The organism is Bradyrhizobium arachidis (genome assembly GCF_015291705.1).
GTDB classification, from domain to species: Bacteria; Pseudomonadota; Alphaproteobacteria; order Rhizobiales; family Xanthobacteraceae; genus Bradyrhizobium; species Bradyrhizobium arachidis.
Map to the genome: position 1 here is coordinate 5,672,957 of NZ_CP030050.1, position 17,912 is coordinate 5,690,868.

At 64.8% G+C, this 17,912-nt stretch carries 15 protein-coding genes; 7 read left to right on the plus strand and 8 right to left on the minus strand.

Annotated elements, in window-relative coordinates; translation table 11 throughout:
• Window positions 1–144: 144 nt before the first annotated feature.
• From gltA to WN72_RS26555, 7 genes are all read left to right on the plus strand, one after another.
• A complete protein-coding gene (gene gltA, locus WN72_RS26525; protein ID WP_027559412.1) occupies window positions 145–1,449 on the plus strand; it encodes a citrate synthase in 1,305 nt (434 codons plus the stop codon).
• 278 nt (window positions 1,450–1,727) lie between these two features.
• Window positions 1,728–2,906, plus strand: a complete 1,179-nt coding sequence (locus WN72_RS26530; protein ID WP_194483051.1) for an ROK family transcriptional regulator — start codon at window positions 1,728–1,730, stop codon at window positions 2,904–2,906.
• A 62-nt stretch (window positions 2,907–2,968) separates the two neighbouring features.
• Window positions 2,969–4,255 (plus strand): ABC transporter substrate-binding protein, encoded by a 1,287-nt coding sequence (locus tag WN72_RS26535; RefSeq protein ID WP_027559414.1) that lies wholly within the window; start codon window positions 2,969–2,971, stop codon window positions 4,253–4,255.
• Complete coding sequence (locus WN72_RS26540) at window positions 4,252–5,175, plus strand: carbohydrate ABC transporter permease (RefSeq protein ID WP_167380697.1); 924 nt, start codon at window positions 4,252–4,254, stop codon at window positions 5,173–5,175. The genes WN72_RS26535 and WN72_RS26540 overlap by 4 nt, the downstream gene beginning before the upstream one ends.
• The gene (locus tag WN72_RS26545) at window positions 5,168–6,025 is read left to right on the plus strand and encodes a carbohydrate ABC transporter permease (RefSeq protein WP_167380696.1); all 858 of its coding nucleotides are present in this window, start codon (window positions 5,168–5,170) and stop codon (window positions 6,023–6,025) included. The genes WN72_RS26540 and WN72_RS26545 overlap by 8 nt, the downstream gene beginning before the upstream one ends.
• A gap of 10 nt (window positions 6,026–6,035) precedes the next feature.
• The gene (locus WN72_RS26550) at window positions 6,036–7,145 is read left to right on the plus strand and encodes an ABC transporter ATP-binding protein (protein WP_027559417.1); all 1,110 of its coding nucleotides are present in this window, start codon (window positions 6,036–6,038) and stop codon (window positions 7,143–7,145) included.
• On the plus strand, window positions 7,142–7,912 hold the full coding sequence (locus WN72_RS26555) for an SDR family NAD(P)-dependent oxidoreductase (RefSeq protein ID WP_027559418.1): 771 nt from the start codon (window positions 7,142–7,144) through the stop codon (window positions 7,910–7,912). Before WN72_RS26550 ends, WN72_RS26555 begins: the two co-directional genes overlap by 4 nt.
• Window positions 7,913–8,048: 136 nt before the next feature.
• On the opposite strand, the gene lpxB is transcribed toward WN72_RS26555, so the two are convergent.
• The 8 genes from lpxB to dxr form a co-directional block, all read right to left on the minus strand.
• Window positions 8,049–9,227: a lipid-A-disaccharide synthase gene (gene lpxB / locus WN72_RS26560; RefSeq protein WP_027559419.1), complete on the minus strand. Its 1,179-nt coding sequence runs from the start codon at window positions 9,225–9,227 to the stop codon at window positions 8,049–8,051.
• Window positions 9,224–10,081 carry an LpxI family protein gene (locus tag WN72_RS26565; RefSeq protein ID WP_167380719.1) on the minus strand — a complete coding sequence of 286 codons (858 nt, stop codon included), beginning with the start codon at window positions 10,079–10,081 and terminating at the stop codon, window positions 9,224–9,226. Before WN72_RS26565 ends, lpxB begins: the two co-directional genes overlap by 4 nt.
• Window positions 10,082–10,100: 19 nt before the next feature.
• Window positions 10,101–10,892 carry an acyl-ACP--UDP-N-acetylglucosamine O-acyltransferase gene (gene lpxA, locus WN72_RS26570; protein ID WP_092214050.1) on the minus strand — a complete coding sequence of 264 codons (792 nt, stop codon included), beginning with the start codon at window positions 10,890–10,892 and terminating at the stop codon, window positions 10,101–10,103.
• A gap of 190 nt (window positions 10,893–11,082) precedes the next feature.
• Window positions 11,083–11,544: a 3-hydroxyacyl-ACP dehydratase FabZ gene (gene fabZ / locus WN72_RS26575; RefSeq protein ID WP_092214049.1), complete on the minus strand. Its 462-nt coding sequence runs from the start codon at window positions 11,542–11,544 to the stop codon at window positions 11,083–11,085.
• A complete protein-coding gene (gene lpxD, locus WN72_RS26580; RefSeq protein ID WP_092214047.1) occupies window positions 11,541–12,608 on the minus strand; it encodes a UDP-3-O-(3-hydroxymyristoyl)glucosamine N-acyltransferase in 1,068 nt (355 codons plus the stop codon). The genes fabZ and lpxD overlap by 4 nt, the downstream gene beginning before the upstream one ends.
• Window positions 12,609–12,745: 137 nt before the next feature.
• A complete protein-coding gene (gene bamA / locus WN72_RS26585; protein WP_027559424.1) occupies window positions 12,746–15,301 on the minus strand; it encodes an outer membrane protein assembly factor BamA in 2,556 nt (851 codons plus the stop codon).
• 188 nt (window positions 15,302–15,489) lie between these two features.
• Window positions 15,490–16,641: an RIP metalloprotease RseP gene (rseP, locus tag WN72_RS26590; RefSeq protein ID WP_027559425.1), complete on the minus strand. Its 1,152-nt coding sequence runs from the start codon at window positions 16,639–16,641 to the stop codon at window positions 15,490–15,492.
• A gap of 45 nt (window positions 16,642–16,686) precedes the next feature.
• Window positions 16,687–17,910: a 1-deoxy-D-xylulose-5-phosphate reductoisomerase gene (gene dxr / locus WN72_RS26595; protein WP_027559426.1), complete on the minus strand. Its 1,224-nt coding sequence runs from the start codon at window positions 17,908–17,910 to the stop codon at window positions 16,687–16,689.
• Between the last annotated feature and the right edge of the window lie 2 nt (window positions 17,911–17,912).

Consider the following 17,912-nt stretch of genomic DNA (forward strand, 5'->3'; position numbering starts at 1 on the left):
TAGGCCATGGCTGCCATGATCTTGCAGCGCACACAGCAATAATATACCCATCTCCCCCGTACCTTCTGGAATATCCGGCCTGCCCCACCATGTCATCGGGGCCTTCCGGGTCCGGCCCGTTTCACCATACATCGGGGACCTCTGATGGACGCAAAACCAAGCAACAAGACCGCCACGCTGACGGTCGGAAACAAGAACTACGATCTTCCGATTCACAGCGGCAGCGTCGGGCCTGATGTCATCGATATCGGCAAGCTCTACGGCCAGTCCGGCCTGTTCACCTACGATCCGGGCTTCACCTCGACCGCGAGCTGCCAGTCCAAGATCACCTATATCGACGGCGACGCCGGCGTCCTCGAATACCGCGGCTACCCGATCGAGCAGCTCGCCGAGAACGGCGACTTCCTCGAGACCTGCTATCTGCTGCTCTACGGGAATCTCCCGACCGCCGCGCAGAAGAAGGATTTCGACGACCGCGTGATCCATCACACGATGGTGCACGAGCAGATGGCCCGCTTCTTCCAGGGCTTCCGCCGCGACGCCCATCCGATGGCCGTGATGGTCGCCTCCGTCGGCGCGCTCGCCGCGTTCTATCACGACTCGACTGACATCAACGATCCAAAGCAGCGCATGATCGCCTCCATGCGCATGATCGCGAAGATCCCGACCCTGGCCGCGATGGCCTACAAGTACACGGTCGGCCAGCCCTTCGTGTATCCGAAGAACTCGCTCTCCTTCGCCGAGAACTTCCTCAACATGTGCTTCGCCGTGCCGTGCGAGGAGTACAAGATCAACCCGGTGCTCGCTGACGCGCTGGACAAGATCTTCATCCTGCACGCCGACCACGAGCAGAACGCCTCGACCTCGACCGTGCGCATCGCCGGCTCGTCGGGCGCCAACCCGTTCGCCTGCATCGCCGCCGGCATCGCCTGCCTGTGGGGCCCCGCGCATGGCGGCGCCAACGAAGCCGCGCTCGCGATGCTCGCCGAGATCGGCACCGTGGACAAGATCCCCGAGTTCATCGCCAAGGTGAAGGACAAGAACAGCGAAGTCCGCCTGATGGGCTTCGGTCACCGCGTCTACAAGAACTACGATCCGCGCGCCAAGATCATGCAGAAGATGTGTCACGCCGTTCTCAAGGAGACCGGCCATGGCGACGATCCGATGCTGAAGGTGGCGATGGAGCTCGAGAAGATCGCGCTCAGCGACCAGTACTTCATCGACCGCAAGCTGTACCCGAACGTCGACTTCTATTCGGGCATCACGCTGAAGGCGATGGGCTTCCCGGTCTCGATGTTCACCGTGCTGTTCGCGGTCGCCCGCACCGTCGGCTGGATCAGCCAGTGGAGCGAGATGATCGAGGACCCGCAGCAGAAGATCGGCCGTCCGCGCCAGCTCTACACCGGCGTCACCCGCCGCGACTACGTCGCGATCAAGGATCGCAAGTAAGTCCTAGCCGAAACGGCTTTCGAAACGGCGCCATCGCAGGATGGCGCCGTTTTTGTTTGCGTCCTTGTAGGGTGGGCAAAGCGCAGCGTGCCCACCACCTCTCCGTGATGGGAACGAAACCGTGGGCACGCTTCGCTTTGCCCACCTTACGAGACCGGCCGAATCCGCGCCCGTTGCTGCCACGCACAACAACAAGTCCGCCCATCGCGCCACCCAGCGCTTGACAGTCGAAACACTCCGCGCGCAAATTCTTACTCTAAGTAAGAATGACGACAGGGATGGAAATGCCGGAGCAGCCGAGAAGTCGGCGGCAGACGCGCGCTGCCATTTTGACTCATCTGCTTCAGTCGGGCGGCTCGTTCCGGCCGCCGCTGGCCAAGGCCGTGCGCCTGTCGGAAGCGAGCCTGTCGCGCATCCTGCTCGACCTGAAAGCCGAGGGCTTGATCGAGGAGGTCAGGCGCCCCGCCCCCTATGTCGGCGGCCCGACGGGCCTCGTGTCGCTCGATCGCACCGTGGCGCTTGCGGCCCTCGAGCTGACCGGCCAGTGGCTCGGTATCGGCGTCGGCGGCTTGTCGGGCGATCTGCATTACACCGAGCGCGTGCCGCTGCCGAAAACAGTGACGGTCGAGAGCGTCGGCAACGTGTTCCGCGAAGCGCTGACCTTGCTGCGCGACTGGACGCGTCGCCGCCGCATCACGCTGGCGCAGATCGGCATCACCATTCCCGGCCTCGGCCGCCTGAGCGAGTTCGGCAACCCGATCATTCCCTGCGACGTCGGGCGGATCGGCAACATGTTCGGCGAGCTGTTCGCGGACGTTCCGGTCGCCTTCACCAATTCGGTGGTGGCGCACGCCACCTTCCATCGATGCCGCACGGAGAGCTATCCGTTCAGCGATGCGCATCTGTTCGTCTTTGTCGGCCAGGGCGTCGCGGCGACGTGGATGGACGATCCGATCGAGGAGGATACGCTCCAGCCGGTCGAGCTCGGCCACATGGTGTTCGGCGCCGACGGACCGCGCTGCCGCTGCGGCCATCACGGCTGCGTCGAAGCCTATACGTCCCTGCCGGCGCTGGCCGAGCTTCTGCGCACCAACGAAGCGGAGTTGCTCCGGCTCGGCAGTGAATGGGTGACCACGATCCCCCTGACATCGCGGGTGCGCCAGGAATTGCGGCAGCGGTTGTTCAGGCTGGGCCTTGCCATCGGCAACACGTTGAACGTCAAGCCATGCCGCGGCGTCGTCGTCAGCGGATGGCCATCGGCTCTCTCTGAAGAGGATCGCAAAGCCGTGGTCGACGGGATCGACGCCTGCCTGCTGGGCGGGCGGAAGCTGGCGCAGGTGTCGCTTGCCTTCGTGCCGCCCTCGAACGGCAACGATCCGCAGGCTGCCCTCGCCTTTGCCGCCTTCTGCCTCGCCAGCCGCGGCGGAATGCCCGCGGCCTCGACGGAGGCCGCCTGACATGTCCTGACGCGCAGCCTCAGGCACTCAACAAGAAAGTTCACACCCGGGAGGAACTTGCCATGCCGATCACAACAACAAGGCGTCGTCTGCTCGCTGGATCTGCTGCCATGCTTGCGCTGCCGGCCTTTGCCCGCGCCCAAGGCGCCGTCAAGCCGCGCCTCACCGCAATCTCGCAATGGTCGGCAGGCAGCGACGGCGCTGCCATCACCGCGCTCGGGAAGAAGTTCGAGGAGAAAGGCGGCGTCTGGCAGCACTCGCCCGTCCCCGGCTTCACCACCGAGATGATGAACAAGCTGCGCGCCCAGATCATCGCCGGCGATCCGCCGGCCTGCTCGCAGCTCAAGGGCCCCGAGATTGCGGCCTGGTCGAAGATTGCTCCGACCGTCGATCTAGACGCACTTGTCGCGGCCGCCGGCTATGAGAAGGTCGTCGCGCCGGACCTTGCAAAACTGCACAAGCCGGCCGGCAAGTGGATCGCACTGCCGCTGCAGATCTACAGCACCAACATGCTGTTCCTCTCCAAGCGCGCGATGGATAAGGCCAAGGCCGACAAGATCCCCGTCACCTGGGCCGAGTTCAATGATCTCGCCGAGAAGATGAAAGCGGGCGGCGTCGCATATCCCGTCGCCAACGGCGGCACCCGACCCGATGATGGGCAGAAGTTCGAGGCCGCTTTGGCGGGCATCAGTCCGGCCGTCTATCGTACGGCCATCATGAATCTCGACGAGAAGGCCCTGAAGGCCCCCGAGATCAAGGCTGCGTTCGTGCAGGTCCGTAAGATCGCCGATTGGATGGACCCGAACGTCGGTGCCCAGCATTTCTCGACCAATCTGAAGCGCTTCGTCGACGGCGACATGGGCATGATGATCATGGGCGGCTGGGCGCAGGGCGTGTTGCGCAACGCCGGCTTCAAGTTCGAGGACTTCATGATCGCCCCGGGCCCGAGCGACAATGGCAAGCCGGTCTTTCTGCTGAATGCCGATGCCTTCATCTTCTGGCAGCGCAAGGAGGCAGACCTGCAAGCCGGGCAGACGCTGATGGCCCAGCTCGTCATGGATCCGGCGATCCAGACGATGTACTCGCAGATCACGGGATCGATCCCAGTGCGCACCGATGTCGATCTCTCCGGTGAAGGCTGGTCGGACGGTCAACGGCGGACCGCCGCAGCTCTGAAGGACGCGATCGCCAGCAATCAGGCCGTCCTCAGTCTTGCGCACAACATGGCGCAGGAAAACGGCATGACGGCAGCGATGATCGACGTGATCACGGAGTTCGTGAAGAACAAGACGATCAAGCCGGAGCAAGCAGCCACGCGCCTCGCCGAAGCCGTCGAGAGTGCCCGTTGACCATCGCCGTCTCGACAAGACCGGGCCGGCCGGCGGCGTCTGACATGGTCCGCCGGCTGCCCGAAATTCTCACGATCTGGGTGCCGCTGCTGCTGTCCGCAGCGCACCTCATCGCGTTCTCGCTGTGGACGATCTGGATATCGTTCACACCATCCACGCTGGTTCCTGTTACGGGCTGGGTGGGTTTGCGCAACTATTCCGCGGTCGCGGCCTCACGGAACTGGCAGATCGCCCTCGACAATCTGCTGCTGTTTGGCAGCGCCTTCGTGTTGCTGAGTCTGGCGACTGGCCTCGTCCTTGCCATCCTGCTCGATCAGCGCATCCGCGGCGAGAACGTGCTGCGCTCCATCTTCCTCTATCCCCTGGCGGTGTCGTTCGTGGTCACCGGCACGGTCTGGAGCTGGCTGCTCAATCCCGGCCTGGGAATCCAGAAGCTGGTCCACGACCTCGGCTGGACCTCCTTCCGGTTCGACTGGCTGATCGACCGCGACATGGCGATCTGGACCATCGTCATCGCGGCGATCTGGCAATCCTCCGGCTTTGCCATGGCGCTCTTCCTCGCCGGCCTCCGCTCCGTCGATGCCGACCTGATCAAGGCCGCGCAGATCGACGGCGCCGGACCTATCAGGATGTACCGGCGCGTCATCCTGCCGACGCTTTGGCCGATCACCGTCACCGTCATAGTCATCCAGCTACAGTTCGCGATATCGACCTTCGACCTCGTCCGCGCGCTCACCAATGGCGGGCCTGGGATCGCGACCCAACTGCCGGCGCTCGTCGTCTATGATCTGATGTTCCAGCGCAGCCTGCTCGGCCGGGGCGCGGCCGCGGCGGTGCTCATGCTGCTCATCCTTCTTGCGGTGCTGCTGCCCTATGCAGCGTGGCGCTATATCCAGCGGCGGCGGGCGATCCATGCGTGAGCGGACCTTCGCCCCAAGCCGGATCCTGATCTATCTCGTCGTTTCGCTGATCGCCGTCGCATGGCTCGCGCCATTAGCCGTTGTCGTGCTGAATTCGCTCCGCAGCAACGAGGAGATCGCGCAGGGCTCGATGATCGGCTGGCCGCAGCACCTGGCATGGAGCAACTACGCCGCCGCCTGGAGCGGCTTCTGCGTCGCCGAGACCTGTGCCGGCATCCGGCCGTACATGCTGAACTCCGCGATCGTGACCATTCCCGCGACGATCTTCTCCACCCTGCTTGGCGCGGTCGCCGGTTACGCGGTCACGCTCTGGCGCTTTCGCGGCGACAGCTGGATCTACGGCATCGTCACGCTCGGCATCTTCCTGCCGCAGCAGATGCGCTTGCTGCCCTGGACCATCGTGCTGCGCGACACCGGCCTGATGAACACGCTCACCGGCTTGGTCGTGATCCACACGATCCAGGGGCTTTCCTTCACCACCCTGTTCTGCCGAAACTACTACGTGGCCATCCCCCCGGAGTTGATCAGAGCCGCGCGCATCGATGGCGCAGGGTTCTTTCGCATTTTCTGGCGCATCATCCTGCCGCTCTCGCCGCCGATCCTAGTCGTCACCGTGATCTGGCAGTTCACGCATATCTGGAACGAGTTCCTCTATGGCGTGACATTCACGACCGGTCAGCAGCAGCCGGTCACAGCAGCGCTGATCGCGCTCTCCGCCGCGGTCGCCGATATCCCGCAGCATGGCGTACAAAGCGCCGCGGTCATGATCGCCGCCCTGCCGACGCTGCTGATCTATCTGATCGGCGGCAAGTACTTCGTGCGCGGCCTCACCGCAGGCGCAGTGAAATGATGGATCTGTCATGACAGCACTGAGCATTCGCGCCCTGTCGAAGCGCTACGCCAATCTGGAGGTGCTGAAGGGCATCAACCTCGACATCGAGAGCGGCGAGTTCACCGTGCTGGTCGGGCCGTCCGGCTGCGGCAAGTCCACGCTGCTCAACATCGTCGCCGGGCTCGATCGCGCCAGCGCAGGCACGGTGGAAATCGGCGGACGTGTCGTCAATGACGTCCCGCCAAAAGACCGCGACATCGCCATGGTGTTCCAGTCCTACGCGCTCTACCCGTCGATGACGGTGCGCCAGAACATCACCTTTGGCATGGAATGCCGCCACGTCCCGAAGGCGGAGCAGGAGAAGGCGGTCGCGAATGTCGCAAAACTGCTGCAGATCGAGCCGCTGCTCGGCCGCAAGCCGTCGCAGCTCTCAGGCGGCCAGCGCCAGCGCGTGGCGATGGGCCGCGCGCTGGTGCGCGATCCCCTGCTCTTTTTGTTCGACGAGCCGCTCTCCAACCTCGATGCAAAACTGCGCGTCGAGATGCGGATGGAGATCAAGCGGCTGCACCAGCGCATCGGCGCCACCATCATCTATGTCACCCACGACCAGATCGAGGCGATGACGATGGCGACACGGATCGCCGTGATGCATCAGGGCAGCGTGCAGCAATTCGCCGACCCCGATACCGTGTACCGCTATCCCGCCAATCTGTTCGTCGCCCGCTTCATGGGCTCGCCGCCGATGAACACCATGCCGGCCCGGCTCGAGGCAGATAGCAGCGGGCCGGTGGCCGTGATCGGCCCTGGACGACCGGACGAAGTTCGTCTGCGCCTGCGGGGACACGACGGAGCAGCGTCCTATGTCGGCCGCGACGTCGTCGTCGGGATCAGGCCGGAATGCATCGCCGAGGCCGGCCGCGTCTTTTCCGCAGAAGCCCCCGTCCTTGTCGATGCGCCAGTTGAGATGGTCGAGCCGACCGGCGCCGAGACCATCGTCCTGCTGCGGCTTGGCGGTGAGCCGGCGCAGGCGCGCATCTCACCGGATATCCGCCCCGCGCCGGGTGCGACCGCGTCCTTCGCGCTCGACACCCGCCGCATTTGCCTGTTCGACCCAGAGACGGAGCGACTGATCGCATGACTGAAGTCACCTATTCCAGCCTTGCCGGCCGCGTGGTGCTGATCACCGGCGGCGCCAGCGGCATCGGCGCGGCCTTCGTGCGCGCCTTCGCCGCCCAGAAAGCCCGTGTTGCCTTCCTTGACATCGATCAGGATGCGGGCAAGGCGTTGGTACGAGAAGTGACCGCCGCATCCGACAGCGCCCCTCTCTTCGTGCCCTGCGACCTCCTCGATATCGACGCCTTGCGCGCTGCAATCGTGCAGGTTCAACAGGTACTCGGCGACACCGCGGTCCTCGTCAACAACGCCGCCAACGACCAGCGTCAGGCGCTGGCCGAGGTGACGCCGGCCGAGTTCGACTGGACGATCGGGGTCAACCTCAAGCACGTCTTCTTTGCCGCACAGGCCGTGGTGCCGCAGATGCAGGCGCGCGGCGGCGGCTCGATCATCAACATGTCATCGGTGGCGTGGATGCGCGGCGCGCCGCAACTGCCGGTCTATGCCGGGGCGAAGGCGGCGATCGTCGGCTTCACCAATTCGCTGGCGCGGTCCGTCGGCCCCGACCGCATCCGCGTCAACGCGATCGCACCGGGCATGGTGATCACCGAGCGCCAGCGCCGGCTGTGGTATCCGGACGAGCAAGCCATCGCCGAGATTCGCCGCACCCGACAGGCGGTCCCTGACGCGGTGACGCCGGAGGACATCGCGAGCATGGCGCTGTTTCTCGCATCCGACGAGAGCCAGCGGATCACCAGCCAGTGCTTCCGGGTCGATGGTGGCCTGGGTTAGGCATGATCCGGCCACGCTAGCGCAACATGCGCGGTATCGTAGGGTGGGCAAAGCGCAGCGTGCCCACCACCTTTCCGCAGCTAAGAGAAAAAAGGTGGGCACGCTTTCGCTTTGCCCACCCTACAAGACCGTCGTCTTAGCGCCGGCCCTTCCGCATCGTCGCCAGCACGATGTCCGCGGCGAGCACGCTCGGCGATCTGTTGCCGGTCGACATAACCTGATCAAGCTGCGCAAAGGCTTCGACCTGCTCCCGGCGCAGCGGCGAGTCCGTCAGTGCGTCGGCGAGCGCCGGCGCGAGCTTCTCGGGCGTGCAATCCTCCTGCAAGAACTCCGGAATGACGTCCTTGCCGATCACGAGGTTGGCGAGGATCACCGAGGAGACGCGGATCGCGCGGCGCAGGATGAAGGCTTCCATCGCGCCGACGCGGTACGCCGTGACCATCGGAATGCCCGACAGCGCGAGTTCGAGCGTCACCGTTCCCGACTTTGCCAGCGCCGCACGCGCCAGACGGAAGACTGCGCGCTTCTCGTTCTCGCCGACCACGATCCGCGGCTTGACCGGCCAGTTCGCGGTGCCCTCGCGCACGGTGGCTTCGAGATGCGGCATGGTCGGCAGCATCAATTCGAACGCACGCCCTTCCGCCTGAAGCCGTCCGAGGGTTGCGCCAAACACCTCGAGATGATGCCGGATCTCGCTGCGGCGGCTGCCGGGCAGCACCAGCAGCACTGGCGGGTCGGCATCGCGGCGGCGCTGCTCGTCGGCATTCGGGCGCAGCGAGGCCAATTGCTCGATCAGGGGATGGCCGACATAGCTGCAGGGCGGCCCGCCGAGCTTGCGGTATTCCTCCGGCTCGAACGGCAGCAGGCCGAGCACATGGTCGACATAGCCGAGCATGGTCCGCGCCCGTCCCGGCCGCCACGCCCAGAGCTGCGGCGAGACGTAATCGACCACCGGGATCGCGGGATTCTTCGCGCGCACGCGGCGGGCGACGCGATGGGTGAAATCCGGGCTGTCGATGATGACGAGCGCGTCCGGCGCGGCCTCCACCACGGCGTCCACGGTCTGGCGGATCAGCCGCAGGATTTTCGGCAGTTGCTGCACCACTGCGGCGAAGCCCACGATCGACAGCTCCTCGATCGGAAACAGCGACTCCAGCCCCTCGCGCGCCATGGTGCGGCCGCCGACGCCTTCGAACTGCACGCCATCGCCGAGGCGCTGGCGCAGCACCTTCATCAGGGCGCTGCCGAGCCTGTCGCCGGATTCCTCCGTCGCGATCAGGAAGATCCTGCGCTTGGGATCGCGGCCCTGCATCACGCTGTCAGCCCGATGATGAAGAGATACTTTGCGTCGGCGAGCGCGATCATCGCCTGCGGCTCGGCGGCGATGGTGTTGCCGGCGATGACGGCGATGCCGGCAAGGCCGGCCTTGGCGACACCTTCGATGGTGCGCGGGCCGATCGTCGGCAGGTCGAAGCGCAGATCCTGGCCGCTCTTCGGCGCCTTCACCAGCACGCCGCGGCCCGTGGCGGCGCGGATCCGCCCCTCCTCGCGCAGGCGTGCGACGCGCGCCAGCAGCGCGTCGGTGCCCTCGATGTCCTCGACCGCCACCACATGGCCGTCGATCACCACCGCAGCCTGACCGATGTCGAACGGGCCGAGCGCGGTCAGCACCGCGCGGCCGCGCTCGATGTCTGCCTTGGCATTGTCGGCCGGCCAGGCGCGGGTGATGCAGCCCTCGGGCATCAGCAGATCGGGCGCGACATCCTTGATGCCGATCATGCGAAAGCCATCCTGCTCGAGGATGCGGCCGACGCCGGACAACAGATGATCGTCGCCGCCGCGGAAGGCGCGGATGACGTTGCCGAGCAGACGCAGCGTCTTGATGTCGAACCTGATCTCGGAGAGCGAGGGCCGCACCAAGGTGCCGATGAAGATCAGGTCGCGGCAGCCTTCCTCGCGGAACAGCCGCATGGCGCGGCCGAGCTGGCCGACCGAGATCCAGCGATGGCGGAATTTCTCCACCCGCGCTGGATCGCAGGCCCCGCGCAGCGGGAACAGCACCGGCGTGATGCCGCGCGCGGCGAGCGAGTCGGCGACCGCGAACGGCATCGCGCCGCCGCCGGCGACAATTCCGACCGGCGATGAAAACTCCGAAGCCGCCGATGTCATGCCCGCGGCCATGTCAGGATCACTTTGCGATGGCGGGAAGACAGAGCGGGCGCTTGCCCTTGCCGATGAAGTCGAGGATTTCGGCAATGGCCGGATCTTCGCTCGCGAGCGGTCGCGCCGCCTCCAGCCGCGCGGCGAAGGTGCCGGGGCCGTAGAAAAGCTTTTGGTAGAACGCACGCACGGCGGCAAGCCGCTGCTTGGTGAATTTGCGCCGCTTCATGCCGATCAGGTTGAGGCTCTCCAGCACCGCATACTGCCCGTTGGCCAATCCGTACGGGATGATGTCGTCGCGCACGCCCGAGAGGCCGCCGACCATCACATAGGAGCCGATGCGCGTGAACTGATGCACCGCCGAGAGGCCGCCGATATAGACGGCGTCGCCGATCTCGCAGTGCCCGCCGAGCGTCGCCGACGTCGCGAAGATCGCGTTGTTGCCGACGATGCAGTCATGGCCGACATGGCTGTTGTTCATGAAGTAGCCGTCGTTGCCGACGCGCGTCTTCCCCCCGCCCTTGACGGTGCCGACGTTCATCGTCGCGCCTTCGCGGATGGTGTTGCCGGAGCCGATCTCGAGCGTGGTCGGCTCGCCCTTGTAGCTGAGGTCCTGCGGCGCGCCGCCGAGTACCGCGGACGGCGAGATCACGCAATTGTCGCCGACCGAGGTATGGCCGATGACCGTGACCTGCCCGATCAGCTTGCAATTCGCGCCGATCACGGCATGCGGGCCGATGATGCAATAGGGCCCGATCTCGGTGCCCGGGCCGACCACGGCGCCGTCCGCCACGCGAGCGGTGGGATCAATCTTGCTCATCAAGCAATCTTACTCATCAAGAAGGTCTGCTTATGTGTTGAAGTCGTTCGTTTTTCCGGTGGTTAGCGCGACCAGACCCGATCTGTCCAGTGACGTATCATATCGGCGCGTTTCACCGGCCGGTCGAAGCAGCCGCCTCGGCACGTGAACGACTTCATCCTCCGCATGAAGAAGCGCGCCGGAAGCGCCCTCAATCCGTCAGCATGGCGCCGACGTCGGCTTCCGCAACGACCTGGTCGTTGACCTTGGCGTCGCCGTGAAACCACCACATCGTCTTGCGGCGGCCGAGCGAGCGCATGTGATATTCGATGGTGTCGCCAGGCAACACCGGCTTGCGGAATTTGCACTTGTCGATGGTGAGGAAATAGACCGCGCGCGGCTTCTCGGTGCCTTCCACCGACTTGATGCCGATCACGCCCGCGGTCTGCGCCATCGCCTCGATCATCATGACGCCGGGATAGACCGGGCGCTCGGGGAAGTGCCCCTGGAAGGCCGGCTCGTTGAACGTGACGTTCTTGATGCCGATGCCGCTGTAATCGGCGCGGATGTTGATGACGCGGTCGATCAGCAGCATCGGAAAACGGTGCGGCAGCGTCTGGAGGATCGCGTTGATGTCCACCAGCTCGAACTTAACAGGTGATTCCTCCGTCATTCCCGTCCCTCGTCTTTCGGATCGGCCTTGCTGTCGCGTACCAGGCGCTCCACCGCGATGATCTCCTTGAACCACTGTTTGGTCGGCTTGGCGAAATGCCCGCCCCAACGCCCGCCCGGTGGGATGTCGTCCTTGACGGCGCTCATGGCTGTTACCTGCGCCCCGTCGCCGATCTTGAGGTGGTTGTTGATGCCAACCTTCGCTCCCAGCGCCACGTTGTCGCCGATGGTCAGGCTGCCGGCCAGCCCGATCTGGGCTGCCAGCAGGCAGTGCCGGCCAATCGTCACATTGTGGCCGATCTGGACCTGATTGTCGATTTTGGTCCCCTCGCCGATCACGGTGTCCCGCAAGGAGCCGCGGTCGATCGTGGTATTTGCACCGACCTCGACGTCGTTCTGGATCAGCACCCGACCGGTCTGCGGCACCTTCAGATGGCCTTCCGGGCCGAAGAAGATGAAGCCGTAGCCGTCCTGGCCGATCGAGCAGCCCGGGTGGATCAGCACGTTGTTGCCGATCAGGGCGCACTGGATGGCGGTGCGGGCGCCGACATTGCAGTCCCGGCCGATCTTGACGCCCGGGCCGATCACGGCGCCGACGCCGACCAGCGTGCCGCTGCCGATTTCCACGTCGGGGCCGATCACGGCCAGGGGATCGACGATCACGCCGTCCTCAAGCCGCGCCGTGGGGTCGATGATGGCGGAGGGCGCGATTCCGGCATTGCCGGTCCAGGATTGCGGCCGTAGCGCCTCGCTGTGCCATTCCCGGGCGATCTTGACGAAGGCGCGGAACGGCTGCGCCGCCCGCAGCACGGCCACATGCGCGGGCACCTGGGCCTCGAAACGCGGGCTGACGAGGCAGGCGCCGGCCTTGGTCGCCTTGAGCTGGTCGGCATATTTGAGGTTGTCGAAGAACGCCAGATGCATCGGGCCGGCTTCGTCTAGCGAAGCGAGGCCTGTGATGATCTGGCCGCCCCTGCCGGGGTCGACAAGCTGCGCCTTGGTCAGCGTGGCGACATCGGCCAGTGCTGTAGCAGGCGGTTTTGTGAAGAAGGTCGGCTGCGCCATTCCACCCCGTCGCGGTCCGGCTTCGGCATGAAGCGGCCAGGCCGCATCATGCCTCATCTCATGGATTGAGCACGATCTTTTTGGCGACCGGCCCCAAGGGAAATCCCAGGGGGCCGGATCATGCCCTGCTGATCGAATTAGAACGTGGTACCGCCGCCGAACCGGAACTCCTGGGTACGGTCGTACTTGCCCTTGCTGAGCGGCACGGCGTAGTCGAAGCGCAGCGGACCGAACGGCGACTGCCAGATCAGACCGACACCGACCGACGAGCGGATCACCTTGCTGTCGTCATAGATCAGGCCGGTACAGGTTCCCGCGCTCACCGGATTGGTGGTCGAGGGGATGCAGTTCGAGTTGGCTGGCGTGGTCGTTTCGCCGGTCACGCTCCACGTCGTCGGTCCCTTGTAGTCATACAGACCGCCGGCATCGGCATAGACCGCACCCTTCAGACCCACTTCCTTCGGCAGGAACCAGAACGGCATCTGCAATTCGAGCGAAGCGCCCCAGTACTTGGTGCCGCCGAGCGCGTCCTGCGTGTCGAACGGATTGATGTCGCGCGGACCGATGCCGTTCGGGGCGAAGCCGCGGACGAGGTTCGGGCCCATCTGGAAGTGATCGAGCATGCGCAGATCGTTGTTGCCGATCTTGTTCAGCATGCCGCTCTGCACGTGCACGAGGCCGACGACGTCGGACACCAGCGGAGCGTAGTACTTCGCATCGATCACGGACTTCAGGTAGGAGACGTCGCCGCCGACGCCGGCGAAGTCCTGACGGAAGTCGATGAGCAGACCGTCGGTCGGGTTCTTGTTGTTGTCCAGCGTGTTGTAGGTCAGCGAGTAGCCGAGCGCCGACGTCAGGGTCTTGCCACCAGCAAGCTCCTTGCGGACCGGCAGCGAGGCTTCGCCGTCGCTGTAGCAGCCGAGGCCGTTGGTCGAAGCGGCAAGGGGGATACCAGTTGCGTTGGAGAAGGCCGGGCTCGGGTTGAAGGCCGGATTCGGCGTCCCATCCGGCAGGAACTGGATGTTGTTACAGTTCGCAAGGTAGCCCGGCAGCGAGATTTCCTGCTGGTAGATCGAGTAGCGCAGCTGGAGCGCGAGATCTTCACGCAAGGAGAAGCCGAGGCGCGGCGAGAAGCCGAGCGTCTTGGTGCCGTAGGAGATGTAGCTGTTGGACAGCTGCTGGCGCTGATAGAGGTCGAGGCCGAGCGCGACGCGGTAGTCGAGCAGATACGGCTCGACGAACGACAGCGAGTAGCCGCGGGCATACTGGCCATAGGTCACCGACGCCTTGGCGAACAGGCCGCGGCCGAGCAGGTTGCGCTCGGAGATCGAGACTTCGGCCAGCGCGCCGTCGGTGGTGGAGTAGCCGCCCGAGATCGAGAAGTCGCCGGTCGATTTCTCTTCCATGTCGACGATCAGGATGACGCGGTCGCTCGACGAGCCGGGCTCCGTCGTGATCTTCACGCTCTTGAAGTAGTCGAGGTTCTTCAGGCGCCGCTCGGCGCGGTCGACCAGGGCGCGGTTGTAGGCATCGCCCTCGGAGATGTCGAACTCGCGGCGGATGACATAGTCGCGCGTACGGGTGTTGCCGCGCAGATTGATGCGCTCGATGTAGGTGCGCGGGCCCTCGTCGATGTTGAACACGACGGAGACGGTGTGCGCCTCGAAATTGCGGTCGCCGCCGGGACGGACCACGGCGAAGGCGTAGCCGCGGCGCGAGGCCTCGATCTGCATTTCCTCGACCGATTTCTCGACCGATTCGACGTTGTAGAGCGAGCCGACATTGACGCGCGAATAGGCGCGCATCGAGGTGGGATCGAAGTTCGGAATGCTGGAGCGGAAATCGACCGCGCCGACGCGATATTGCGAGCCTTCCTCGATCTTGAAGGTGACGTTGAAGCCCTTCTTCTCCGGATCGTATTCGGTGAGCGCGGCCACGACCTGCACGTCGGCAAAGCCGTTCTTGAGATAGAAGCGGCGAATCAGGTCGCGGTCGGCTTCGACGCGATCGGGATCGTAGATGTCGCCGCTGGCGAGGAAGCTCAGCAGATTCGATTCGCGGGTCTTGATGACGTCGCGGAGGCGATAGGACGAGAACGCGTTATTGCCGACGAACTCGATCGACTTGACGCCGGTCTTGGCGCCCTCGTCGATCGTGAAGATCAGGTCGACGCGGTTGTTCGGCTGCTCGATGATTTCAGGCGTGACGCGCACGTCGTAGCGGCCGGACCGGCGATAGATCTCGGCGATTCGCAGCGTATCGGACTGCACCATGGCGCGGGAGAAGGTGCCGCGCGCCTTGGACTGAACCTCGGCGGTGAGCTGCTCGTCCTTGATCTTCTTGTTGCCCTCGAAGGCGATGCGGCCGATCACCGGGTTTTCCACAACGGAAACGATGATCTGGCCACCGGCGCCGCGGTTGATCCTGACGTCCTGGAACAGGCCGGTCTCGATCAGAGCCTTGAGGCCGTCGTCGATGGCGCCCTGATCCAGGCGACCGCCCGGACCCGGCTTGAAATAGGAGCGGATCGTCTCCACCTCGACACGGCGATTCCCTTCGACGGAAATCGACTGAACGGTCTGAGCGAGCGCAGACGAAGACACGAAAACAGCCCCGACCGGGGCAACCACCGGCGCGCCGAACATGATTAGGGTTGCGAGCAAGCCCCCCCGGAGTCGCAGTCCAAACTTCATGCGCAACGCGCCCTTATCATTCCGTACCAGACCCAACCCCAACGCCGGTCTGGGAGATTCCCCAAGTTCAGGCCGCTTGTAGCCAATTTCACCGACGCCGCAAACGGCCGAGCGCGCCGCGATTTCAATTTCATTCCAAGACGTTGCTGAACAGCAACGCCATCAGTCGCGCCACAAAAAAGCCCCTATCAGGAAGCCGCCATCCGAAGGATGTCGTTGTAGGTCGCAAACACCATCAGCATCAGCACCAAACCGAGGCCGATTCGGAACCCCATCTCCTGAGTCCGCTCGGACAAGGGCCTGCCGCGCACCACTTCGGCCGCATAGAACATAAGGTGACCGCCATCGAGCAGCGGAATCGGGAACAGATTCAGCAGACCGATCGACACCGACAGCACCGCGCAGAGGTTGATCACGAACTGGAACCCGGCGCTGGCCGCCTGCCCCGACATCTTCGCGATTCCCAGGACGCCGCTGACCTCGTTGGGATTGCCCTGCCCGACGAACAGCGAGCCCAGGAACTTGAAGGTGCTGGTGATGATGAACCAGACCTGCTCGACGCCGATCTTGAGCGCTTCGCCGACACCGACCGGGGCGGTCGAGGCCTCGCCGGCCTGTGACTTGTGCTCGACGCCGAGCACGCCGACGCGGTGACTATTGCCGAAGGGATCCTTGCGCTCGAGCAGTGCGGGGGTGGCGGTCAGCGACACGATGGCGCCGTCCCGCTTCACCTGGAACGCAAGCGCAGAACCAGCGTTCATCGCAACGATTCGCTGCATGTCGGCGAAGCTCTCGATCGGCTTGCCGTCGATCTGGACGACAACGTCGCCGATCTTGAAGCCGGCCGCGGCCGCCGCACCTTCCGCAACGACGCCGTCGACGCGCGCGATCGTGCTCGGCTTGCCGTAATACAGCGCCATGCCGGCGAAGATCAGCGCGCCCAGGATGAAATTGGCGATCGGGCCGGCCGCGACGATGGCGGCGCGCGGGCCGACCTTCTTGTGGTGGAAGCTGCCGGCGCGCTCCTCCTCGGTCATGGCCGCGAGCGTCTCGGCCGACGGGGTCGAGGCCTCGCTCTCATCGCCGAAAAACTTGACGTAGCCGCCGAGCGGGATCGCCGAGATCTTCCAGCGGGTGCCGTGGCGATCGTTGAAACCGACCAGCTCAGGTCCGAAACCGAGCGAGAAGGTCAACACGCGAACGCCTGCCCAGCGCGCGACCAGGAAATGGCCGAGCTCGTGAAAGAACACGACGATGGTCAGGACGAACAGGAAGGGAACCACGTAACCGAGAAGCCCATGGCTCAAGGCATTGAAACTATGGACGAAAAAGTCGATCATCGATTCCTCTTATCCAGCGCCGCAAAGGCCCTGGCCCGAAGCCATCTAGGATGCCTTTAAGGCAATTTGAGGCAATAGGGCGGCAGCTCTATTTCGAGCAACATGGTCAACAGAGATTGCATCATCCGCGGAGGTCATCGGCGCCTGGTTGCCGCCGCGGATCCAGTCATCGAGCGTCGCCTCCACCAGCCGCGCAATCGCGCCGAACCGGATCTTGCCGGCGATGAAAGCGGCGACCGCGACCTCGTTGGCGGCGTTGTAGACGGTGGTCGCCCCCTTCCCGGTCCGGAGCGAATCGAAGGCCAGCCGTAATCCGGGGAAGCGCTCGAAGTCCGGCGCCTCGAAGGTCAGCTGGCCAATCTTGGCGAGGTCCAGCTTCGCCGCGGGTCCCTTGATCCGGTCGGGCCAGCCGAGGCAGTGCGCGATCGGTGTGCGCATGTCGGGCGCGCCGAGCTGGGCCATCACCGAGCGGTCGGAGAATTCGACCATGCCGTGAATGATCGACTGCGGATGCACGAGAACATCGATCTCGTCGGGCGAGAGCGCGAACAGATAGGACGCCTCGATCACCTCGAGGCCCTTGTTCATCATCGAGGCCGAGTCGATCGTGATCTTCTGGCCCATGCTCCAGTTCGGATGCTTCAGGGCCTGCTCGAGCGTCGCCTGCTCGATGTCGGCCGCCTTCCAGGTGCGGAACGGGCCGCCCGACGCCGTGATGATGACGCGGACCAGCTCGTCACGATTGCCCGATGCCAAGGCCTGAAACAGCGCGTTGTGCTCGGAATCGGCCGGCAGGATGCAGGCGCCCGCTTTCGCCGCGCGCTGCATGAAGAAGTCGCCGGCGCAAACCAGACATTCCTTGTTGGCGAGCGCGACATGGGCGCCGCGATCGACCGCGGCCAGAGCCGGCTTCAATCCGGCGGCGCCGCTGACCGCGGCCATGACCCAATCGGCCGGACGCGCACCGGCCTCGATCACGGCGCTTTCGCCGGCGCCGCATTCGGTGCTGGTGCCGGCGAGCGCGGCCTTGAGCTCGGCGAGCTTGGAGGTGTCGGCGATCGCGACGTAGCGCGCGGAGAATTCCTTCGCGAGCTTGGCCAGCGCCGCGACATTGCCGTTCGCGGTCAGGGCCTCGACGCGGTAGCGCTCGGGCGAGGCGCGCAGCAAATCCATCGTGCTGTCGCCGATCGAGCCGGTGGCGCCGAGAACCGTGACGCTGCGGACGTCGGACGCAGCAAGCCTGTTGTTACGCAATGGGACTGCGCTCATAT

Excerpts from the sequence above, each read along its gene's own strand:
- WN72_RS26535 (WP_027559414.1), top strand. The coding sequence starts at position 2,969 with ATGCCGATCACAACAACAAGGCGTCGTCTGCTCGCTGGATCTGCTGCC.
- bamA (WP_027559424.1), bottom strand. The coding sequence starts at position 15,301 with ATGAAGTTTGGACTGCGACTCCGGGGGGGCTTGCTCGCAACCCTAATC.
- WN72_RS26530 (WP_194483051.1), top strand. The coding sequence starts at position 1,728 with ATGGAAATGCCGGAGCAGCCGAGAAGTCGGCGGCAGACGCGCGCTGCC.
- lpxA (WP_092214050.1), bottom strand. The coding sequence starts at position 10,892 with ATGAGCAAGATTGATCCCACCGCTCGCGTGGCGGACGGCGCCGTGGTC.
- dxr (WP_027559426.1), bottom strand. The coding sequence starts at position 17,910 with ATGAGCGCAGTCCCATTGCGTAACAACAGGCTTGCTGCGTCCGACGTC.
- fabZ (WP_092214049.1), bottom strand. The coding sequence starts at position 11,544 with ATGACGGAGGAATCACCTGTTAAGTTCGAGCTGGTGGACATCAACGCG.
- rseP (WP_027559425.1), bottom strand. The coding sequence starts at position 16,641 with ATGATCGACTTTTTCGTCCATAGTTTCAATGCCTTGAGCCATGGGCTT.
- WN72_RS26550 (WP_027559417.1), top strand. The coding sequence starts at position 6,036 with ATGACAGCACTGAGCATTCGCGCCCTGTCGAAGCGCTACGCCAATCTG.
- WN72_RS26545 (WP_167380696.1), top strand. The coding sequence starts at position 5,168 with ATGCGTGAGCGGACCTTCGCCCCAAGCCGGATCCTGATCTATCTCGTC.
- gltA (WP_027559412.1), top strand. The coding sequence starts at position 145 with ATGGACGCAAAACCAAGCAACAAGACCGCCACGCTGACGGTCGGAAAC.
- lpxD (WP_092214047.1), bottom strand. The coding sequence starts at position 12,608 with ATGGCGCAGCCGACCTTCTTCACAAAACCGCCTGCTACAGCACTGGCC.
- WN72_RS26565 (WP_167380719.1), bottom strand. The coding sequence starts at position 10,081 with ATGACATCGGCGGCTTCGGAGTTTTCATCGCCGGTCGGAATTGTCGCC.
- WN72_RS26555 (WP_027559418.1), top strand. The coding sequence starts at position 7,142 with ATGACTGAAGTCACCTATTCCAGCCTTGCCGGCCGCGTGGTGCTGATC.